The sequence below is a fragment of the Streptomyces sp. SLBN-8D4 genome, from assembly GCF_049739545.1.
In the GTDB taxonomy this organism is placed as follows: Bacteria; Actinomycetota; Actinomycetes; order Streptomycetales; family Streptomycetaceae; genus Streptomyces; species Streptomyces canus_C.
Genome location: NZ_JBMGQC010000001.1, coordinates 8,936,139 through 8,953,804, shown reverse-complemented (window position 1 = coordinate 8,953,804; position 17,666 = coordinate 8,936,139). Strand labels below are relative to the sequence as shown.

At 71.8% G+C, this 17,666-nt stretch carries 16 protein-coding genes and 1 pseudogene; 5 read left to right on the top strand and 12 right to left on the bottom strand.

Features of this window, described 5'->3' with window-relative positions:
- Positions 1 to 3: 3 nt before the first annotated feature.
- The 9 genes from RKD20_RS40545 to RKD20_RS40505 form a co-directional block, all read right to left on the bottom strand.
- Complete coding sequence (locus RKD20_RS40545) at positions 4 to 603, bottom strand: hypothetical protein (RefSeq protein WP_424882059.1); 600 nt, start codon at positions 601 to 603, stop codon at positions 4 to 6.
- Complete coding sequence (locus RKD20_RS40540) at positions 600 to 1,466, bottom strand: carbohydrate ABC transporter permease (protein ID WP_424882058.1); 867 nt, start codon at positions 1,464 to 1,466, stop codon at positions 600 to 602. Before RKD20_RS40540 ends, RKD20_RS40545 begins: the two co-directional genes overlap by 4 nt.
- Entirely contained in the window at positions 1,463 to 2,404 is a 942-nt protein-coding gene (locus RKD20_RS40535; protein WP_424882057.1) for a carbohydrate ABC transporter permease, read from the bottom strand. The genes RKD20_RS40540 and RKD20_RS40535 overlap by 4 nt, the downstream gene beginning before the upstream one ends.
- Positions 2,401 to 3,684 (bottom strand): ABC transporter substrate-binding protein, encoded by a 1,284-nt coding sequence (locus RKD20_RS40530; RefSeq protein ID WP_424882056.1) that lies wholly within the window; start codon positions 3,682 to 3,684, stop codon positions 2,401 to 2,403. Before RKD20_RS40530 ends, RKD20_RS40535 begins: the two co-directional genes overlap by 4 nt.
- A gap of 72 nt (positions 3,685 to 3,756) precedes the next feature.
- On the bottom strand, positions 3,757 to 4,527 hold the full coding sequence (locus RKD20_RS40525) for a cupin (protein WP_424882055.1): 771 nt from the start codon (positions 4,525 to 4,527) through the stop codon (positions 3,757 to 3,759).
- Positions 4,503 to 5,429 carry a PmoA family protein gene (locus tag RKD20_RS40520; RefSeq protein ID WP_385990538.1) on the bottom strand — a complete coding sequence of 309 codons (927 nt, stop codon included), beginning with the start codon at positions 5,427 to 5,429 and terminating at the stop codon, positions 4,503 to 4,505. The genes RKD20_RS40525 and RKD20_RS40520 overlap by 25 nt, the downstream gene beginning before the upstream one ends.
- The gene (locus tag RKD20_RS40515) at positions 5,426 to 6,538 is read right to left on the bottom strand and encodes a Gfo/Idh/MocA family protein (RefSeq protein ID WP_424882054.1); all 1,113 of its coding nucleotides are present in this window, start codon (positions 6,536 to 6,538) and stop codon (positions 5,426 to 5,428) included. The genes RKD20_RS40520 and RKD20_RS40515 overlap by 4 nt, the downstream gene beginning before the upstream one ends.
- A 187-nt stretch (positions 6,539 to 6,725) precedes the next feature.
- Positions 6,726 to 7,346, bottom strand: coding sequence for a TOPRIM nucleotidyl transferase/hydrolase domain-containing protein (locus RKD20_RS40510; RefSeq protein WP_424882053.1), 621 nt, complete (start codon positions 7,344 to 7,346; stop codon positions 6,726 to 6,728).
- 299 nt (positions 7,347 to 7,645) lie between these two features.
- Positions 7,646 to 8,431 (bottom strand): class I SAM-dependent methyltransferase, encoded by a 786-nt coding sequence (locus RKD20_RS40505; protein WP_424882052.1) that lies wholly within the window; start codon positions 8,429 to 8,431, stop codon positions 7,646 to 7,648.
- 160 nt (positions 8,432 to 8,591) lie between these two features.
- Here RKD20_RS40505 and RKD20_RS40500 point away from each other — a divergent pair.
- The 5 genes and pseudogenes from RKD20_RS40500 to RKD20_RS40480 form a co-directional block, all read left to right on the top strand.
- Positions 8,592 to 9,989: pseudogene (locus RKD20_RS40500) on the top strand (response regulator); the annotation flags it as partial.
- 48 nt (positions 9,990 to 10,037) lie between these two features.
- On the top strand, positions 10,038 to 10,271 hold the full coding sequence (locus tag RKD20_RS40495; protein ID WP_424883437.1) for a response regulator transcription factor: 234 nt from the start codon (positions 10,038 to 10,040) through the stop codon (positions 10,269 to 10,271).
- Between the two features lie 160 nt (positions 10,272 to 10,431).
- Positions 10,432 to 11,571, top strand: coding sequence for a GNAT family N-acetyltransferase (locus RKD20_RS40490; RefSeq protein WP_424882051.1), 1,140 nt, complete (start codon positions 10,432 to 10,434; stop codon positions 11,569 to 11,571).
- A gap of 156 nt (positions 11,572 to 11,727) precedes the next feature.
- Positions 11,728 to 12,957, top strand: a complete 1,230-nt coding sequence (locus RKD20_RS40485) for a DegT/DnrJ/EryC1/StrS family aminotransferase (protein WP_424882050.1) — start codon at positions 11,728 to 11,730, stop codon at positions 12,955 to 12,957.
- Between the two features lie 76 nt (positions 12,958 to 13,033).
- Positions 13,034 to 14,488, top strand: coding sequence for a glyceraldehyde-3-phosphate dehydrogenase (locus RKD20_RS40480; protein ID WP_424882049.1), 1,455 nt, complete (start codon positions 13,034 to 13,036; stop codon positions 14,486 to 14,488).
- Between the two features lie 268 nt (positions 14,489 to 14,756).
- On the opposite strand, the gene RKD20_RS40475 is transcribed toward RKD20_RS40480, so the two are convergent.
- From RKD20_RS40475 to RKD20_RS40465, 3 genes are all read right to left on the bottom strand, one after another.
- Positions 14,757 to 16,397, bottom strand: coding sequence for a thiamine pyrophosphate-binding protein (locus RKD20_RS40475; protein ID WP_424882048.1), 1,641 nt, complete (start codon positions 16,395 to 16,397; stop codon positions 14,757 to 14,759).
- Entirely contained in the window at positions 16,394 to 17,182 is a 789-nt protein-coding gene (locus RKD20_RS40470; protein ID WP_424882047.1) for a cyclase family protein, read from the bottom strand. Before RKD20_RS40470 ends, RKD20_RS40475 begins: the two co-directional genes overlap by 4 nt.
- A gap of 157 nt (positions 17,183 to 17,339) precedes the next feature.
- A complete protein-coding gene (locus tag RKD20_RS40465) occupies positions 17,340 to 17,558 on the bottom strand; it encodes a hypothetical protein (RefSeq protein ID WP_424882046.1) in 219 nt (72 codons plus the stop codon).
- Between the last annotated feature and the right edge of the window lie 108 nt (positions 17,559 to 17,666).

Sequence of the window (17,666 nt, the reverse complement as noted above, 5' to 3'; positions counted from 1 at the left end):
CCCTCAGCTCCCGGATGTGGCGGCCAGTCGAACGTGAACGGCGGTCAGGGCCAGCGCCAACGGTCCGGGGACCAGGAAGGCCAGCGGCACCAGCATCCAGGCGCACAGGGCCGCCGTGGCCACGGCGAGCAGCACCAGGGCACTCCCGCCCACGTCCCGTACGGCATCGCGGGCGGCCTCGCGCACGGCGGCCGGCCAGTCGGTGAGCGACTCGGGGCGGGCGCAGGCCCTCAGGCCCACCACCAGGGCGGCCGTGCCGATGCCGGCGGCCACCACCGCGAACAGCGGTGCCCCCGGCAGCCCGGCCCCGGCGAGCGCGAGGTCCGCCAGGAACAGCAGCCCACCGGCCAGGGCGACGGCGCCCGCCGCCAGGTCGCCGGCCCGCAGCCGTCGCCGTAGCGCGGCGACGTACCGTCCCGCGGTGGCGGGTCGCCCCTCCCCCGCACCCCGCAGGACCGCGCACGCGGTCGACAGGGCGGCCGGGGCCGTCACCACCGGCAGACACACGACGGCTGTTGCCAGACCGACGCTCAGCATGTCGGCGAACAGGGTCATCCGGGGTCCGAAGACCTCGCCGGGTTCACGAGCACGCATCCCGCTCATCCCTTGAGTCCCGAACTCGCCATGCCCTCCACCAGGAACCGCTGGAAGGCGAGGAAGAACAGCACGATCGGCAGCAGCGCGATCACCGACATCGCGAACATCGGGCCGAACGCCGACTGGCTGGAGGCGTCCACGAACGACCTGAGGGCGAGCGTGAGCGTGAACTTGTCCGGGTCGAAGAGGTAGATGAGCTGGGTGAAGAAGTCGTTCCAGGTCCAGATGAAGGTGAAGATCGCCGTGGTGATCAGCGCGGGCCTGGTCAGCGGCAGCACGATCTGGAAGAAGCTGCGGAACGGACCGCAGCCGTCGATGCGGGCGGCCTCCTCCAGCTCACGCGGCAGACCGCGCATGAACTGCACGATGAGGAAGACGAAGAACGCCTCCGTGGCCAGGAACTTGGGCAGGATCAGCGGCCAGTAGGTGTTCACCAGGCCGAGCTGGTTGAAGATGATGTACTGCGGGATCAGGATCGCGTGGTGCGGCAGCATGATCGTGGCGATCATGAAGGCGAACATCGGGCCGCGGAAGCGGAAGCGCAGCCTTGCGAAGGCGTAGGCGGCCAGGGAGCAGCTGATGACGTTGCCGAGGACCGCGCCGCCCGCGATCAGCAGGGAGTTGGACAGCAGCCGCCAGACGGAGACGTCGTTGACGCCCTCGAAGGCGGTCCGGTAGTTCGACCACTCCAGGTGGCTGGGCAGCAGGTCGAGACTCGCGATCACCTCGTCGGCGGGCTTGAGCGAGGTGGCAAGGAGCCAGGCCAGCGGATAGAGCATCACGAGCAGGGCGGCCGGACAGCCGAGGTGCAGGGCGACCCGGCTCCAGCGAACGGGCTTGCGGGCGGCGGCAGTTGGTACGGAGGTCATCGCTCCCCCTCGGACGCGTAGAAGACCCAGGAACGCGAGGTGCGGAACAGCACCGCGGTGACGACGCCGATGACCAGCAGCAGCACCCAGGCCATGGCGGAGGCGTAACCCATGTGGGAGGCGACGAAGCCGCGGTCGTAGAGGTACATCGTGTAGACGAGGGTGGAGTCGGCGGGGCCGCCCTTGCCCGCGCTCACCGCGAAGGCGGGTGTGAAGACCTGGAAGGCCTGGATGGTCTGGAGGACCAGGTTGAAGAAGAGCACCGGGGACAGCATGGGCACGGTGACGGACAGGAACTGCCGCCATCGGCCGGCGCCGTCGACCGCCGCCGCCTCGTACAGCTCCGCGGGGATCTGCTGCAGACCCGCCAGGAAGATGACCATCGGTGCGCCGAACTGCCACACCGTCAGCAGGGCGACGGAGAGCAGCGCCCAGCCGGGCCTGTTGACCCAGCCGCCGGTGCCGAACAGGTTGTCCACGGTGCCGCCGTCGTTGAAGACGGCCCGCCAGACGAGCGCGATCGACATGGAGGCGCCGAGCAGCGAGGGGGCGTAGAACGCGGACCGGTAGAAGGCCTTGCCGCGCTTCATGGACTTCAGGGCGAGCGCGACGACCAGGGCCAGCGCCAGCTGCAGGGGCACGGCTATGACGACGTACGTCACGGTCGTGAGGACCGAGCGCCAGTACCGCGGGTCCTCGGTGAACATCTGCGTGTAGTTGCGCAGGCCCACCCAGTGGGGCGGGTCGAAGAGGTTGTAGTCGGTGAAGGACAGGTACAGCGAGACGGCCATCGGCAGCAGGGTGAGGACGCTCGCGCCGAGGACCCACGGGGAGAGGAACACCCAGGCGGCGCCCTCGCGTTCGCGCTTGGGGCGGCGCTTCGCGGTGGCGGCGGGTGCACGCTTCTCCCCGGTGGGGATCGCGGTGGTGGTGGTCATGACCTCAGCTCCGCCTTCGCCTCGGTGACGTAGTTCTCGGCCGCCTCGCGGGGCGTCATGCGCTCGTAGGACACCTGGTCGTAGTCGCGCTGGAAGGTGGTCTGGAGGGCGTTGTCGCCGGAGGGCGGAGCCTGCGGCGGATCCTTCAACTTCCCTTCAAGGGACGCCTGGTAGTCGGCGACCGTCCTGTCGAAGTCCTTCAGGAGGGGCGCGGTCTCCTTGCGGACGGTCTCGTTGACGGGGATGCCACGGGTGGCGCCGAGGATCTTCGCCGCCTCCCGGTCGTTGAGCAGGAAGTCGACGAGCTGGGCCGCTTCCTTCGCATGGCCGGTGTGGGCGGAGACGCCGAGGAACATCGACGGCTTGAAGTACTGGCCGGGTGAGCCGTCGGAGCCGGACGGCATGGGCGCCAGGGCGATCCCCGTCGGGACGATCGCGAGGTAACCGCTCGACGGGGCGTCCCAGTTGGTGTCGGAGACCGCCTTGCGGCGGCCCAGCGGGGTGTTCTCCACGGAGCCGTCGAGCTGGGTGGTCTGCTCGGCCGGGGAGACCACCCCCGCGCGCCTCAACTTGTCTGTGAACGTCCACCACTTGGCGAGGTCGTCGGCGGTGAAGCCCAGTCCGCCGCTCTTCGTGTAGAGGGCCTTGCCCCGGCCACGCAGCCAGACCTCGAAGGCGTCCTCGCTCTGGCCGGGGTCGGTGGCTCCGGGCTTGCCGGTCCTGTCCCGCAGTGCGCGCACGGCCTCGGCCCAGTCGTCCCAGGTCCAGCCCGTGCGAGGAAGCGGGACTCCGGAGTCCTTCCAGGTCTTGACGTCGTAGACGACGGTCTCGGTGCCGCGGCCCTGCGGGATCGCGTACTGGACGCCGTGCACGCGGCCGGTGGCGAGCAGCCCGGACTCGATCTCCGAGGTGCGCAGGACGGCCTTCTGCTTGGCCAGGTCGAGCAGGACACCGCCCGAGGCGTACTGGTCGATCTGGCGGTAGTCGAGCTGCATCACGTCGGGTGCGTCGCCGCCCGAGGCCTGGACGGCGAGCTTCTGCTTGTAGGCGTCGTATCCCGAGAACGACGTCTGGACGGATATGTTCGGGTGCTGTTTCTCGAACAGGGCGACGGCCTGGTCGGTGCGCTCCGCGCGGTCGGGGTTCCCCCACCACGTGTAGCGCAGCACGGCCTTGCCGCCGCCGACCGATTCCCCGGATCCCCCGCAACCGGCCGCCAGCGCGCAGAGCGCGAGTGCGACGGCCGAAGCGCAGAACCCCTTTGTCCTGTGTCCGGGCACGCCGAGGTCACCTCATCCCTTTCCTCGGACTTTCTACGGCCCCCCTCGGAACTCCCCCCGGGACGGACGGTGTTACTCGCCGCCGTACGGCAGTGTCGTGCCCGGCAGGTTGTACTCGTCGCGTCTGCCGCACATCCCGAAGCCGCCGAGCCGGGTCGGCGCGGTCTCGTGGGCGGTCGCCTCGCCCAGATACGACGGCTCGCCCGACGCCAGCGCGTCGAGCTGGTCACCGGTGCGCTCGGCGGTCGCCAGGGCACCGGCCTGCCACAGCTCGCGCCAGTGGGGCACCTTGTCCCGCACCAGCCGGGCGGCGGCCCGCTGGAACTCCAGGTACGGGCCGTTGTCGCCGGCGGCCAGGGCCTCGCGCAGCACGAGGTAGCCCTCGACGGCGAGGTCCCTGCGGCGGCGGGCGGCGTCCGCCGTGTCCGACCCGGTGCCGGGCGGGAGTTGGGCCGCCGACGCGTACCGCGCGGGGTCGGCGAGCACCTCCGGCGGGAAGGTGAAGACGGCGTCCCCGGCCTCGGGCAGGCCGCTGTTCTGCATCAGCACGGTGATGCGCAGGTCGCCGCGCTGGACCATGCGGTGCACGGTGCCCGGGGTGAACCAGGCGATCGAGCCGGGCTCCAGGGGGATCTCGCGGTAGCCGTCCGGGCTCAGCGTCTGCACGGCGCCCCGGCCGCCGGTGACGACGTAGGCCTCGGTGCACACCAGGTGCAGATGCGGGCTGCCGCCGCAGACGCCGTCGGCGGCCTCCCAGTCGTAGGCGCTGAGGTGGGACAGACCCACGGCTCCCGGCAGGGGGTGGGGAAGGCCGGGCTTCACCAGGACAGGCCTTCCAGACACGAGGACACGCGTTCCTCGTCCCAGGCGCCGTCGGCGACGACCAGCCGGTAGCGGTACTCGAAGGACTCCCCCGGCGGCAGCTCGAACTCCTCGAAGAACGCCCAGGAGAACGCGACCGTGGGGAAGGGCTGGGAGCGCACGAACCAGTGCGACTCGTGGATCGCGGTCCGCGGATCGAGGTTCTCGGGGGCGTGCGCGAAGACGAGCGTGGAGTGGGCGTCCACGTCGTCGTGTTCGGTGGTGAAGGCGAGCCAGGGGCTCTGGCTGCCCATCAGCTTGTCCGCGTCGCCGTCGGTGTCCGGGGCGAAGACCGCGCCGCCGGTGAAGTCGCGGGGGCCGCGCCACTGGAGCCCGGTGTAGCCGGCCATGTCACGGCCCGCGGTGGTGGGAGAACCGAAGGCGAGGGGCTCGGCCCGCAGGTTGGTGAGCCGGATCGACCAGTCGAGCGCCCAGGAGCCGGCGGCCTCGTCGACCGAGTGGACGGCCAGTCCCCGCTCTTCCCGGGCCCACTCCTCGCCGCCGTTCTCCACCCAGGTCAGCGCCTCGGTGACGTCCAGCCGGGCCTCCGAGACGGTGAACGCGGTGAAGCCGTCGTGCCGCATGGAGCCGACGCGCTCCGGCAGGGGCAGATAGCCCTTTCCGTGGACATAGCAGTTGCCGCCCCAGAAGTTCTGCCCCGACAGATGGCTCGCCGTCATCTGCAGGCCCTTGTGCCAGCGGTGGTCGTTGGGGCGGTAGCCGGTCACCGTACGGCCGCCGAGGGTGCGCACCGGGTGGGCATAGGGCTTCCGGGCCTCGAAGGCCTCGGGGTCGGGTCGGTAGACGTAGCGGAGGATCTCCGTGCCGTTCGCCGCCTCGACGGCGATGTGCTCGCCGTGGACGTGGCTGACGCGGATGCTCATGCGCGCTCCTTGGGGGCCCAGTGGGGGTGGTCGCCGTGCATGGCCGGGTAGAAGGGGTCGCCCGGCGCGATCTCGCCCGCGTGCACTGGCCGCCCGGTGAACGCGGACTTGTAGAGCGCGGCGGCGAACTCGAGGGTGGCACGCGCGTCGGCGCCGCTGCCGGGAGGCCTGACACCGTTGTCGTACGCATCGAGGAGCGTGGCGAGCTGGGCCGTGTGCGAGCTGGGCACGTCCGCGGCGGGGGTGCGCCAGGCGTCGACGCGGTCGGCGGCCACGTGGGGGGCGGGCGTGTAGGTCCAGTCCTCGTTGCGGTGCCCGTACAGATGGGTGAGTTCGACGGTCGCGTCGGCGCAGTCGATGCGGATGCGGCTCACCTCGTCGGGTGACAGCACGCTGTTGACGACGGTGGCGAGGGCACCGTTCTCGAACCGGACGAGGGCCGTGGAGACGTCCTCGCTCTCGGTGTCGTGGACCAGCCGGGCGGCCATGGCGCGGATCTCCGTCCACGGGCCGAGCAGGTGCAGGAGGAGGTCGTACTGGTGGATGCCGTGGCCCATGGTCGGGCCGCCGCCCTCGCTGGCCCAGGTGCCGCGCCACGGTACGGCGTAGTAGGCGGCGTCCCGGTGCCAGGTGGTCTGGCAGTGCGCGACCCGGGGGGCGCCCAGCTCGCCGGCGGCGATGAGCTCGCGCGCGTGGACGGCGCCGGAGCCGTAGCGGTGCTGGAAGACCACGGAGGCGTAGGCGCCGGACGCCTCCTCGGCCGCGGCGATCTCGTCGTACTCGGCCAGCGACAGGGTCAGCGGCTTCTCGCACAGCACCCAGGCGCCCGCCTTGAGGGCGGCCACCGTCTGCTCCCGGTGCAGCGACGGCGGGGTGCCGATGAGGACCAGATCGGGGCGTACGGCGTCCAGCATCGCTGCCATCGAGGTGTACCCGGCGACCTCGCCGCCCGCGAGCTCGCGGAAGGCGTCGAGTCTGCCCTGGTCCACGTCGACGGCGGCGACCAGCTCTGTGCGCTCGGTGTGGGCCCTGAGCGCGGACAGATGGCTGCCGCTGACGATGGCGCCGGTGCCGACCACGGCGACGCGGCGGCGGGCTGGACGGGGCATACGGTCCTCCTGGGACGTCCGGCAAGGGGACGCTGACGTGCGGGGAAAGCGCTTGCTCTCCCGGGGACGACCCTAGATGCCCGGCGATTGTCCTAACAAGACCCCGGGCGGTGATATCGGTGACCACGCCACGCACACCGGTCGTTCACCTGCCTGACTACGCACACCGTTCGCTCACGTGCCTGACTCAGGAGAGTGCGGCGAACAGGTCGTCGAGCGGTGCGGGCACCCGGTCCGGGGCCAGGGCCTCCACGAGGACTCGGCCGTAGTGGATCTTGCGGCCCTTCTTCGTGCCGAGGAAGCGCCGCAACTGCTGGTGCGCGGTGCGGCCCTGCTGGGCGGGCTGGGACAGGAAGGTCTGGAGGGGCCGCAGGTCGCCCTCCTCGCACACGAGCTCCTTCACCCGCGGCACACCCAGCGCACGGATGAGTTCGTCCTCCAGGTCCGCGGCGCAGACGAAGTACCCGTCCGGTGCCGCGCCGGCCCGCTCCCAGCCCCGGGCGTAGAAGGGCTGTTCCCGCTCGTCGCACAGTCCGGTCAGGCGCAGGCCCAGGCCGGACGGGCCGAGGAGGCTCGCGTAGCGACCGACGCTCATCGCCCCGCCCATCGCCAGGACGCAGAGTCCCTCGTCTGCCAGGTCCCGGCCCCGGCTCGCGGCCAGCGCGTCGATCGCCGCCGCGTCGCTCGGTCCTTCGAGCAGGACCACGGTCCGGACGGACAGCCGTGCGGCCAGTTCGTGTGCCGGGTCGCCGGGGCCGCCGGCCGCCCACGCCGTGACCGCGTCCCGGAACTCCCCCATGTCAGCCATGGGTCGAGTCTGTGCCCTCACCGGCCCCGACGACAGGCAATTTCCACGGGGCTCACCGGCCCCGGCGGGAGGCAATGTCCACCGGCCTCACCCGGCCCGACGGACGGCAGTGTCCACCAGCCACAGCCGGCCCGACGGGAGACAACTCGGGAGGCAACGTGCACCAGCCACACCCGGCCCGACGGAAGACAACTCGGGAGGCGACGTCCACCAGCCACACCCGGCCCGACGGAAGACAACTCGGGAGGCGACGTCCACCAGCCTCCACATGCCCTGACGGGACACAACGCCCACCCCCCTCACCGGCCCTCCTCCCCATGCGTCACCCGGATCTTGGACTGACCGTGCGGAAGATCCTCCCAGTCGGCCATGAAACGGGCGCGCAGCCCGTGCTTCTCGGCGAGGGTCACGAGCGTCTCGACGCGGTAGTAGAAGTCCTCCCGGAGCACATGGTGTTCCTCGCCCTCGGTGCGGTCGAAGGTGAAGTCGAACCAGCCGCCCGGGGCGAGGACCCGGCCGACGTGGGCCAGGCACTCCTCGATCACCGGCAGCGGCGAGTGCGAGAAGACGCTGTGCGCGTGGACGACGTCGAAGTGGGCGTCCGGCAGGAAGCGCAGTGTCAGGTCGCGCACCGGGGTCAGGTTCGGCAGCCGCTTCTGGAGGGACATCTCGGCGATCGTGTCCTGGGCGGCGAAGAGGATGTCGGGCGAGATGTCGATCCCGTGGTAGTTGCCCGGCTCCAGGTGGCGGATGAAGCGCCAGCCGCCGCGCAGGTTGCCGCAGCCGATCTCCAGCATGCGGTGCTCGGGACGCAGACCGTGGCCGAGGAGGTAGTCGAACTGCAGCGCCCCGAGCGCCAGCCAGCGCTCCCGGCTGCGGCTGCCGACGGCCGCGTCCGGGTCGGTGCGGGTGTCGGAGCGCATCACGGCGCGGTAGTAGGAGATGTGGTCCGGGTGACGGCGGCGCAGCCACAGGTCGCGGGCGGCGCGGGCCACGTGGTGGGGCACGCGCTCGGGGTGGCGCAGGGCGTAGCCGACCCGGTGGCCGAGGGCGGCACGGTTGGCGGTGAGGTTCTTGGCGGGCATCGGGAGGCCTTTCGGAGGTCTTCGCTCTGCTGCCAAGCCTCGGTGCGGCGGCCGGAGGTCCGGCTCGGTCAACCGGCTCGCGCCCGGGGGAGGTTCGGGCGAGAGCCATGTCAGCCGATCGGTTGATGCGGTCCCGGGTCCGGCACGTTAGACACGGAGCATGAACCACACCGATCCGGACGAGCGCTGGCTGGGCGCGATCGTGCACGGCGCGTTCTTCCTGCTGCTCGGCTCGTCGTTCGCCCGCTTCCTGAGCCGCGACCAGGGCGGGGCGCGCACCGGCTGGGTGGTGGCGCTGTTCGCCTTCTTCTGCCTGCTGTACGTCCTCGGTCATCTGCTGGCCCCGCCGCCCCGCCCGGGGCTGCCGCCCACCCGGCGTCATCTGGTCTGGCTCGGCTCGGTCACCGCCGTCTGGATCGTCCTGCTCGTGCTCGCGCCGAGCGCCACCTGGTGTGTGATGCCCCTGCTGTTCGCCGGGCTGCACGCGCTGCCGCCGAGGATCGCGGTGCCGGCGGCGGCCGTGCTCACCGCGCTGGTCGTGCTCTCGGAGATACGGGTGGCCGACGGGCCGCTCAACCCCAACATGGTCGTGGCCCCGCCGGCCGTCGCCGCGGTCGCCACCGCCGTACTCGTGCATCTGCAACGGCAGGGCGCCCGGCAGCGGGTGCTGATCGAGGACCTGGTGCGCACCCGCCACGAACTCGCCGCCACCGAGCGGCGGGCCGGTGTCCTGGCGGAGCGGCAGCGGCTGTCCGCGGAGATCCACGACACCCTCGCGCAGGAGCTGTCCAGCCAGCGGATGCTGCTCCAGGCCGCCGAGCGGGTGTGGGACACGGGCCAGGCTGCGGCCCGGGAGCACGTGCGGGCGGCGGCGGAGATCACCTCGCGCAGTCTCGCCGAGGCCCGCCGCTTCGTGCACGACCTGGCTCCGGCCGACCTCGCGGAGCGTTCCCTCGCCGAGGCGCTCGGCGAACTCGCCCGGCGGGAGAGCGGTCCGGGACTGACCGTGGAGTTCCGGGCGGACGGGGTGCAGGGCCCGCTGCCGGAGCGGGTCGCGGCGGCGCTGCTGCGGATCGCCCAGGGCGCGCTGGCCAACGTACGGGAGCATGCGGCGGCGACCCGGGCCGCGCTCACGCTGACCTGGCTGGACGACCAGGTCTCGCTGGACGTCGCCGACAACGGGCGGGGGTTCGAGCGGGCCGGGCCCCCCTCCTCGCCCGTACGGCTCCTGCTGTGCGACGACCATGCCGTCGTACGTGCGGGGCTGCGCGCCCTGCTCTCCAGCGCGGACGGCATCGACGTGGTCGGGGAGGCCGCGACCGGGGAGGAGGCGCTCGCCATGGCGGCCCACCTGCACCCCGACGTCGTACTGATGGATCTTCAACTCGACGGTGGCATGGACGGGGTGACCGCCACCCGGCAGCTGACCGCGCGGGGCGAGCGGGGCCCTCGGGTGCTGGTGCTCACCATGTTCGACACCGATGCCGACATCACCCGCGCCGTCGAGGCGGGCGCCATCGGCTATCTCCTCAAGGCGGAACAGCCCGAGGAGCTGTTCTCCGCCATCCGTGACGCGGCGTCCGGCCGCGGCGCGCTGTCCGCGCCGGTGGCCGACCGGCTGCTGACCCGGCTGCGCAGCCCGCGCCCCGCCCTGTCCGCCCGCGAGCACGAGATCCTCGCGCAGCTCGCCCGTGGCCTCGGCAACCGGGAGATCGCCCGGGCCCTGTTCATCAGCGAGGCGACGGTCAAGACCCATCTGGGAAGGATCTACGGCAAGTTGGGCGTCGAGACCCGGGCGGGCGCGGTGGCCGTGGCCAAGGAACGGCGGCTGCTGCCGTGACCGGCGGCGGGAACCAGAGACGTCCGATCCGCACTCTTCCGTTACGGCAGGCACCCTTGACAGCATGCGTACTGTTTGGCGACGTTTGGTCCTTGCCGGCATTTCGATCGGCGGGACGCGGGCGCCGCGTCGTGGGGGGAATTGGGGGGAACGATCGCCCATGCGATCAACGAGCAGTGACACGGACATATCGATCCACAGACCCGAAGAGCTCGACACCTCGCTCCGCAAGGCCTGGCACCGGGCGATGGACGAGTCGTCCGACTACGCCAACCCGTTCCTGGCGCCGGAGTTCGCGGCCGGGATCGACAGACACCGCGGCGGCGCCCGGGTGGCGGTCCTGCACCAGCGCGGCGAGGCCGTGGGCTTCCTCCCCTACGAACGCGGCTCCTTCGGTGTCGGCCGGGCCATCGGGCTCGGACTGTCCGACTGCCAGGGCCTGGTGCACCTCCCCGGGGTCACCTGGGACACCCGGGCACTGCTGAAGGCGTGCCGGCTCTCGGTGTTCGAGTTCGATCACCTCGTGGAGGAGCAGAGACCCTTCGCCCCCTATGTCACGGGTACGTTCGCCTCCCCGGTGATCGATCTGAAGGTGGGCAGCGACAGTTACCCGGAGTGGCTGCGCGGGGCGTACCCGGGGCTCGCGAAGACGACCCTCAAGAAGGAGCGCCGGCTCGCCCGCGACCTGGGGGAGATGCGGTTCGTGTTCGACGAGCGCGACCCGACGGCGCTGCGCACGCTGATGCGGTGGAAGTCCGCCCAGTACCGCAGGACGGGCCGGATGGACCGGTTCGCGCGGCCGTGGATCGTGCGCCTCGTGGAGGACCTGTTCCAGGTCCGCGAGGAGCACTTCACCGGGCTCCTCTCGGTGGTGTACGCCGGTGACCGGCCGGTGGCCGCCCACTTCGGGCCGACCTCGCGCACGGTGTTCGCCCCGTGGTTCACCGCGTACGACCCGGAGCTGCGCTACTACTCCCCCGGCCTGATCATGCACCTGCGGATGGCCGAGGCCGCGGGCCGGCGCGGGGCCCGGCTCATGGACATGGGGCGCGGCGACAAGGAGTGGAAGGACTGGCTCAAGACGCGTGAGCTGCGCGTGGCGGAAGGATTCGCCACCCGTCCCCATCCGGTCGCGACGACCCACCGTCTGTGGCGGCGGCCGGTGCGGGGGCTGCGCAACACGGTCAACGCCCACCCGGCCCTGCGCGAGCCCGCGGACCGCCTCCTGAAGACCGTCGGCACCCTGCGCACGTCCGCGCTCCGCCCGGACTCCGACAGCGCGGGACCGCGGGCGAGCTGAGCCCGTCGGCTCGGACTCCGCCGACGGGGCGCGTTGTTCTGCTCCACCGCCCTTCCCCGGGTTCTCCTGCACCGCCTTTCCCGGGTACTCGTCCATCGCCCTTCCCTGCGTACTCCTCCACCTCCCCTCCCTGGACCGTCGACACAAGGGGTGCCGATGCCGTACGGCTCGCGGCTGGCCGCGACGATGACCCGGCGACTGGGACGCGAGTGCGTCTACACGCCCTCGGCCCGGCTTGCCCTGTACCTGGCGCTCCGGCGCTGGTGCCGGCCGGGCGCACGGGTGCTGATGTCGCCGGTGAACGACGACGTGATCCTGTTCGTGGTCCTCGCGTCCGGACTGCGCCCGGTGACGGCGCCCGTGTCCGTGTGGGACGGCAACATCGACCCGGCCGCCGTGCCGGAGTCGACCTGGCGCGACGTGGACGCCGTCCTGACCACCAACCTGTACGGCGTTCCCGACCGGGTGCTCGAACTGCGCCGCCGGTGCGCGCAGTTGGGGATCCCGTTGTTCGAGGACGCGGCCCACGCGATCGGCAGCCATGTGGACGGGCAGCCGGTCGGGACCTTCGGCAAGGCGGCGGCGTTCAGCCTGTCCAAGCACGTGGCGGGCATGGCGGGCGGTTTCCTCGCCGTGGAGGACGCGCGCACGCGCCGCGAGCTGGAGCTGTTGCGGGACGACCTGCTGACCCCCGGCCGGCTGCGGGAGGACCTGACCACCACCCTGCGCCCACTGGCCCGGTCCGCCGTCCGGTCGCTCCATCTGGTGCGCCCCGTGTGGCGGACCATGGAACGCCTCGGGCTGATGGAGCGTGACGCGTTCCGGATGGACCTGCAGTCACCGCGGCTCGCCGCCGCCGCCCGGGAGGCACCGAGCCTGACCGCCTACGAGCGGTGGGTCCGTGTCGATCTGCACGGCTACCGTTCCCGGCACGGTGCGCTGGTCCGCGGTCAGTTGGCGCTGCGGACGGCCCGGCTCGACGAGGACCTGGCCCGGCGCAGGGCCGGGGTCGCCCTGCTGGCGGCCACCCCGTGGGCCTCGCCCGCGCTGCGCGACCGTACGGCGCACGACGGCCCCCTCCCTCTGTTCCGGGTGCCGCTCCTGGTCCATGACCGCGACGCCCTCGTGCGGCGACTGGTGCGGCACGACGTGGTCTGCGGCTACCTCTACGACCCTCCGCTGGACGACTACGCGGGCGCCGAGTTCGTCGAGCCCTCCCCCGACCCGGCGCCCGCCCGCTGGTTCGCCGCGCACACGCTCCCGGCCGATCCCCTGCTGGCCCGCAGGATCCTGGCCGCGTTCACGAAGGAGCAGGTGGCCGACGCGCACCCCGCGCTGTTGCGCCCGGTACCGGACGCCACACCGCCCCGGCTGCTGGGGCAGTGAACTGTGCCACCCCGACGATCGATCAAAACGTCAGGGGGTTAGCATATGAGCGCCGCCTAGCTCGAAAGAGAATTCTGTGACTGTCAAGGACGACTCGTTCACCGACTGGAAGAACCGCGAGGAGATCGCGGAATCGATGATCCCGATGATCGGGAGGCTGCACCGGGAGCGTGATGTAACGGTTCTCCTGCACAGCCGTTCCCTGGTGAACAAGTCGGTGGTCAGCATCCTCAAGACCCATCGGTTCGCCCGGCAGATCGCCGGCGAGGAGCTCTCCGTCACCGACACCCTGCCCTTCGTCCAGGCCCTGACCGCGCTGGACCTCGGCCCCTCGCAGATCGACATCGGCCGGCTCGCCGAGATCTACAAGTCCGACGACCGCGGTCTTTCGGTGGCCGGGTTCACCGCGGAGGCCGTGGCCGGCGCGACGGGCGGCAACAAGATCGACCGCCGTGAGCCGCGGGACGTCGTCCTCTACGGCTTCGGCCGCATCGGCCGCCTGGTGGCCCGGCTGCTGATCGAGAAGGCGGGCTCCGGCAACGGACTGCGGCTGCGCGCCGTCGTCGTCCGGGGCGGCGGCGGGCGGGCCTCGGAGGATCTCGTCAAACGGGCCTCGCTGCTGCGCCGGGACTCCATCCACGGCCAGTTCCAGGGCACCATCACCGTCGACGAGGCCGAGAGCGCGATCATCGCCAACGGCAACACCATCAAGGTGATCTACGCGAACGACCCCTCCGAGGTCGACTACACGGCGTACGGCATCAAGAACGCCATCCTCATCGACAACACCGGCAAGTGGCGCGACCGCGAGGGCCTCTCGCAGCACCTGCGCCCCGGCATCGACAAGGTCGTGCTGACCGCGCCGGGCAAGGGCGACGTCCCCAACATCGTGCACGGCGTCAACCACGACACCATCAAGCCGGACGAGCAGATCCTGTCCTGCGCGTCCTGCACCACGAACGCGATCGTGCCGCCGCTGAAGGCGATGGCCGACGAGTACGGCGTGCTGCGCGGCCACGTGGAGACGGTCCACTCGTTCACCAACGACCAGAACCTGCTGGACAACTACCACAAGGCCGACCGCCGGGGCCGCTCCGCGCCGCTCAACATGGTGATCACGGAGACGGGCGCCGCCTCCGCCGTCGCCAAGGCGCTGCCCGACCTCAAGGCCCCCATCACCGGCAGCTCGATCCGGGTGCCGGTGCCGGACGTCTCCATCGCGATCCTGAGCCTGCGCCTGGGCCGTGAGACCACCCGCGAGGAGGTCCTCGACCATCTGCGGGACGTCTCGCTGACCTCCCCGCTCAAGCGCCAGATCGACTTCACCACGGCCCCCGACGCGGTCTCCAGCGACTTCATCGGCTCCCGCCACTCCTCGATCGTCGACGCCGGCGCCACCAAGGTCGACGGCGACAACGCGATCCTCTACCTCTGGTACGACAACGAGTTCGGCTACTCCTGCCAGGTGGTCCGGGTCGTGCAGCACGTGACCGGCGTGGAGTACCCGACGTATCCGGCGCCCGCGGTCTGATTCCGCAGGCCCCATCGAGGGCAGCGATCGCGTCGGCGGCGGTGGGGCGGGGTGCGGGTGCAGGGCGCGGCATCCGGCCCCGGTCGCCGGTGGCGGTCGCGGTGCGTGTGCGGGTGCGGGTGCCTGTGCCGGTGCGGTGCCAGCGCCGGTGCGTGGTCCGGTGCCGGTTGGGTATGCCGGTGCCGGACGTCAAGGTCGCCCGCGCCCCGGGGCCGTCCGTACCGCCGCCGCACCGACCAGCAGTCCGACACCGACTCCACAGGTACTCCTAGTGCCCGCGGAACGCCTCCTCCAGCCACCACGCGCCGCGGTCCCGCACCACCTTGGCGTCGATCAGCAGCGGGGCGGAGCGTGGGCCGGCGACCCAGTCCGCCACGGCCTTCAGGTCCGTCCGCGTGCGCACGGTCACCGCTTCGAAGCCGTAGCCGCGGGCCACGGCCGCGATGTCGGTCGGCGGGAACTCGACGGTGTCGAGGGGGTGTCCGTCGGGGCCGAAGTGGTGCACCTCCGCTCCGTAGGCGTCGTCGTTGTACACGACGACGACCATGGGGAGCCCGAGCCTTCGTACGGTGTCGAGGTCGGCGGCGCCCATCAGCGCGCCGCCGTCGCCGAGCGCGGCCACCGGCAGCCGGTCCGGCCGGGCGAGGGCCGCGCCGATCGCGGTGGCGAGGCCGAGGCCGATCGACTGGTAGGCCTGGGTGAAGCAGAAACCGTCCTGGTCGGGCACCGACAGGAACATGCTCGGGTGGCCCATGAAGTTGCCGGAGTCCACGCCGATGACCCGCTCCGCGGGCAGGATGTCGTCGAGCGCGATGCTGAGGGTGCGGGGGTCGATCCGGTCACGGCTGCTCGTGTCCTCGTACGGCAGGTCACGCCAGCGCACGCGCGCGGCGACGGCCTCGGCGATGTCGGGGGTCCGCAGGCCCTGCCGGGTCCCGCCGAAGGCCGCGAGGGCGTGCCGCGCGGTGCGTTCGACATCGCCGGTGACCCCGAGATGCAGTTCCCGGTGCGCGCCGAGTGCCGAGGGGTCGTCGTCGACCTGCGCCACGGTCGCGTCGGCGCCGATGAGGGCGCCGTGCCGCATGGTCCACATGTTCAGTGCGCAGCCCCAGCCGACGATCAGGTCAGCGCTGCCGATGAGTTCGGACGCCAGGGGTGAGGCGAAGCCTCCGGACACGTCGAGCGACCAGGGGTTGCCGCGGAACAGGCCGCGCGCCACGGCCGAGGTCGCCAGCAGCGCGCCACAGCGCTCGGCGAGGGCTTCGAGGGCGTCCCGGGCGGCGGCTGAGCGCGCGCCGCGGCCGGTCACGAAGACCGGTCGCCGGGACTGCTCCAACAGCCGTGTCAGGGCGGCCACTTCGGGTGCGGCCGGTTCGACCGCCGGTCGCGGCGGCGGGGATGCCGCCTGAGCGAGGGCACCATCGGGGACGTCCGACGCCTGCACTTCCAGAGGGAGGTTGAGGAGCACCGTCCGCCGCTCGTGCAGAGCCCGCCGTACCGCCGTGCACGCCTGTTCCACCGCGTCCTCGGCCGAGGTGATCCGCATCGGCACCGCGCCCACCGCGGCGCCCAGCGCGTCCTGGTCGACGTAGAAGTTGGAGGTCGGCCGGGTGACCTCGGCCGCGAGCACCACAAGCGGTGTACGGCTCTTGGCCGCCTCGGTGATCCCCGTCAGCGCGTTGGTCAGCCCGGGCCCCTGGTGCACGCTGACGGCGGTCACCGCGCCGCTCACGCGCGCGTAGGCGTCGGCCATCGTCGCCGCACCGCCCTCGTGGCGGGCGGCGGCGAAACGGGCGCCGGCCGCGATCATGGCGTTTGTCAGATGGAAGTTCCCGGATCCGACGACGCCGAAGACCTGCTCGACCCCGGCCGCGTGCAGGGCCCGTCCGACGGCCTCCGCGACCTTCATGACCGCTCCACCAGTGCCAGCACGCGCGCGGGCGAGCCGGAGCCCGCGACGATGGGCAGCGGTCCCGCGAGGACGACGCTGCCGGTGGCGGGGAGTGCGGCCAGGTTCTGGAGCTGGGTCAGGCCGTACTTGTCGCTGCCCATCAGGTAGGAGTGGCAGGGGAAGGCGGGGTCGAAGGAGTGCCCGCGCCCGGCGTCCGTACCGACCGTCTCCACGCCGAGGCCGATGACGGGCGACTCCTCGGCCACCCAGCGGGCGCACTCCGGGGACAGGCCGGGAGTGTGTGGGCCCCTCTCGTCGGCGTTCAGGAAGGCCTCCTGGGAGTGCGCGCGGGCGTCCCAGCCGGTGCGCAGGAACAGCCAACCCCCGTCCGGCAGCGGCCCGTTGTGCTCCTCCCAGATCTTGATGTGGTCGACCTCCACGAGGAAGTCGGGGTCCTTGGCCGCCTCGGCGGTGAAGTCCAGGACGGCGGCGGGGGCGATCAGCCGCCGCGGCGGGACGGATGCCACATCGGTGAGGTCCTTGCCGGTCACCCAGTGGTTCGGGGCGTCGAAGTGGGTGCCGGTGTGCTCTCCGGTGCGGAAGTTGTTCCAGTACCAGGCCGGTCCGCGGTCGTCGTAGCGGCTGATCTCCTCCAGTTCGAAGACCGCCGTCTGGCCGAACTCCGGCGGCAGTTGGATCACCGGTGTGGACGAGGACAACGGCGAGGTGAGGTCGACGACTTCGATCGAACCGGTCCGCAGGGCGGACACCAGCGCGGCGAGAAGGGACGGCTGCTCGTGCATGAGGGCCTCCTGGAACGCTCCGAGACTGCCAGCATGGCACCGGCTCGGCCGTCGGCGTCACCGTCTCTCCCGAGGCGGCGCAGGCGTGGCACGGAGGGGCCCCGGGAACCACGACGGGCCCCCGATCGCAGGATCCGGGGCCCGTGGGAGTGTTCGGTCAGTTCACGCCGACGTGGGCGTTGACGCCGAGGGCGAGACCCTCGGCGGAGACGGCGGCACCGGCGTCGGCGCAGACCTCGAGGTGCGCCACCTGAAGGTGGAGACCGGCGGCGGTCGCGGCGGCGACACCGCCGGAGATGGTGTCCAGGGCGGCGTCGTCGATCTCGGCGGCCTCGATGTGGGGAGCGACGTTCATGGCGCGCGGTTCCTTTCTCATGAGCAATCCTCGGGGAGGGGGGACACCGGATGGAAGCACGCCGGGCATGGACACGGCCAGTCGGCCGACCGCGCCTTACGGTGCAGGCCGTTTCCCGGCTTCACCGGC

Coding starts and splice junctions, on each gene's coding strand:
- RKD20_RS40545 (WP_424882059.1), bottom strand. CDS start 603: ATGAGCGGGATGCGTGCTCGTGAACCCGGCGAGGTCTTCGGACCCCGG.
- RKD20_RS40540 (WP_424882058.1), bottom strand. CDS start 1,466: ATGACCTCCGTACCAACTGCCGCCGCCCGCAAGCCCGTTCGCTGGAGC.
- RKD20_RS40535 (WP_424882057.1), bottom strand. CDS start 2,404: ATGACCACCACCACCGCGATCCCCACCGGGGAGAAGCGTGCACCCGCC.
- RKD20_RS40520 (WP_385990538.1), bottom strand. CDS start 5,429: ATGAGCATCCGCGTCAGCCACGTCCACGGCGAGCACATCGCCGTCGAG.
- RKD20_RS40515 (WP_424882054.1), bottom strand. CDS start 6,538: ATGCCCCGTCCAGCCCGCCGCCGCGTCGCCGTGGTCGGCACCGGCGCC.
- RKD20_RS40510 (WP_424882053.1), bottom strand. CDS start 7,346: ATGGCTGACATGGGGGAGTTCCGGGACGCGGTCACGGCGTGGGCGGCC.
- RKD20_RS40505 (WP_424882052.1), bottom strand. CDS start 8,431: ATGCCCGCCAAGAACCTCACCGCCAACCGTGCCGCCCTCGGCCACCGG.
- RKD20_RS40490 (WP_424882051.1), top strand. CDS start 10,432: ATGCGATCAACGAGCAGTGACACGGACATATCGATCCACAGACCCGAA.
- RKD20_RS40485 (WP_424882050.1), top strand. CDS start 11,728: ATGCCGTACGGCTCGCGGCTGGCCGCGACGATGACCCGGCGACTGGGA.
- RKD20_RS40475 (WP_424882048.1), bottom strand. CDS start 16,397: ATGAAGGTCGCGGAGGCCGTCGGACGGGCCCTGCACGCGGCCGGGGTC.
- RKD20_RS40470 (WP_424882047.1), bottom strand. CDS start 17,182: ATGCACGAGCAGCCGTCCCTTCTCGCCGCGCTGGTGTCCGCCCTGCGG.
- RKD20_RS40465 (WP_424882046.1), bottom strand. CDS start 17,558: ATGAGAAAGGAACCGCGCGCCATGAACGTCGCTCCCCACATCGAGGCC.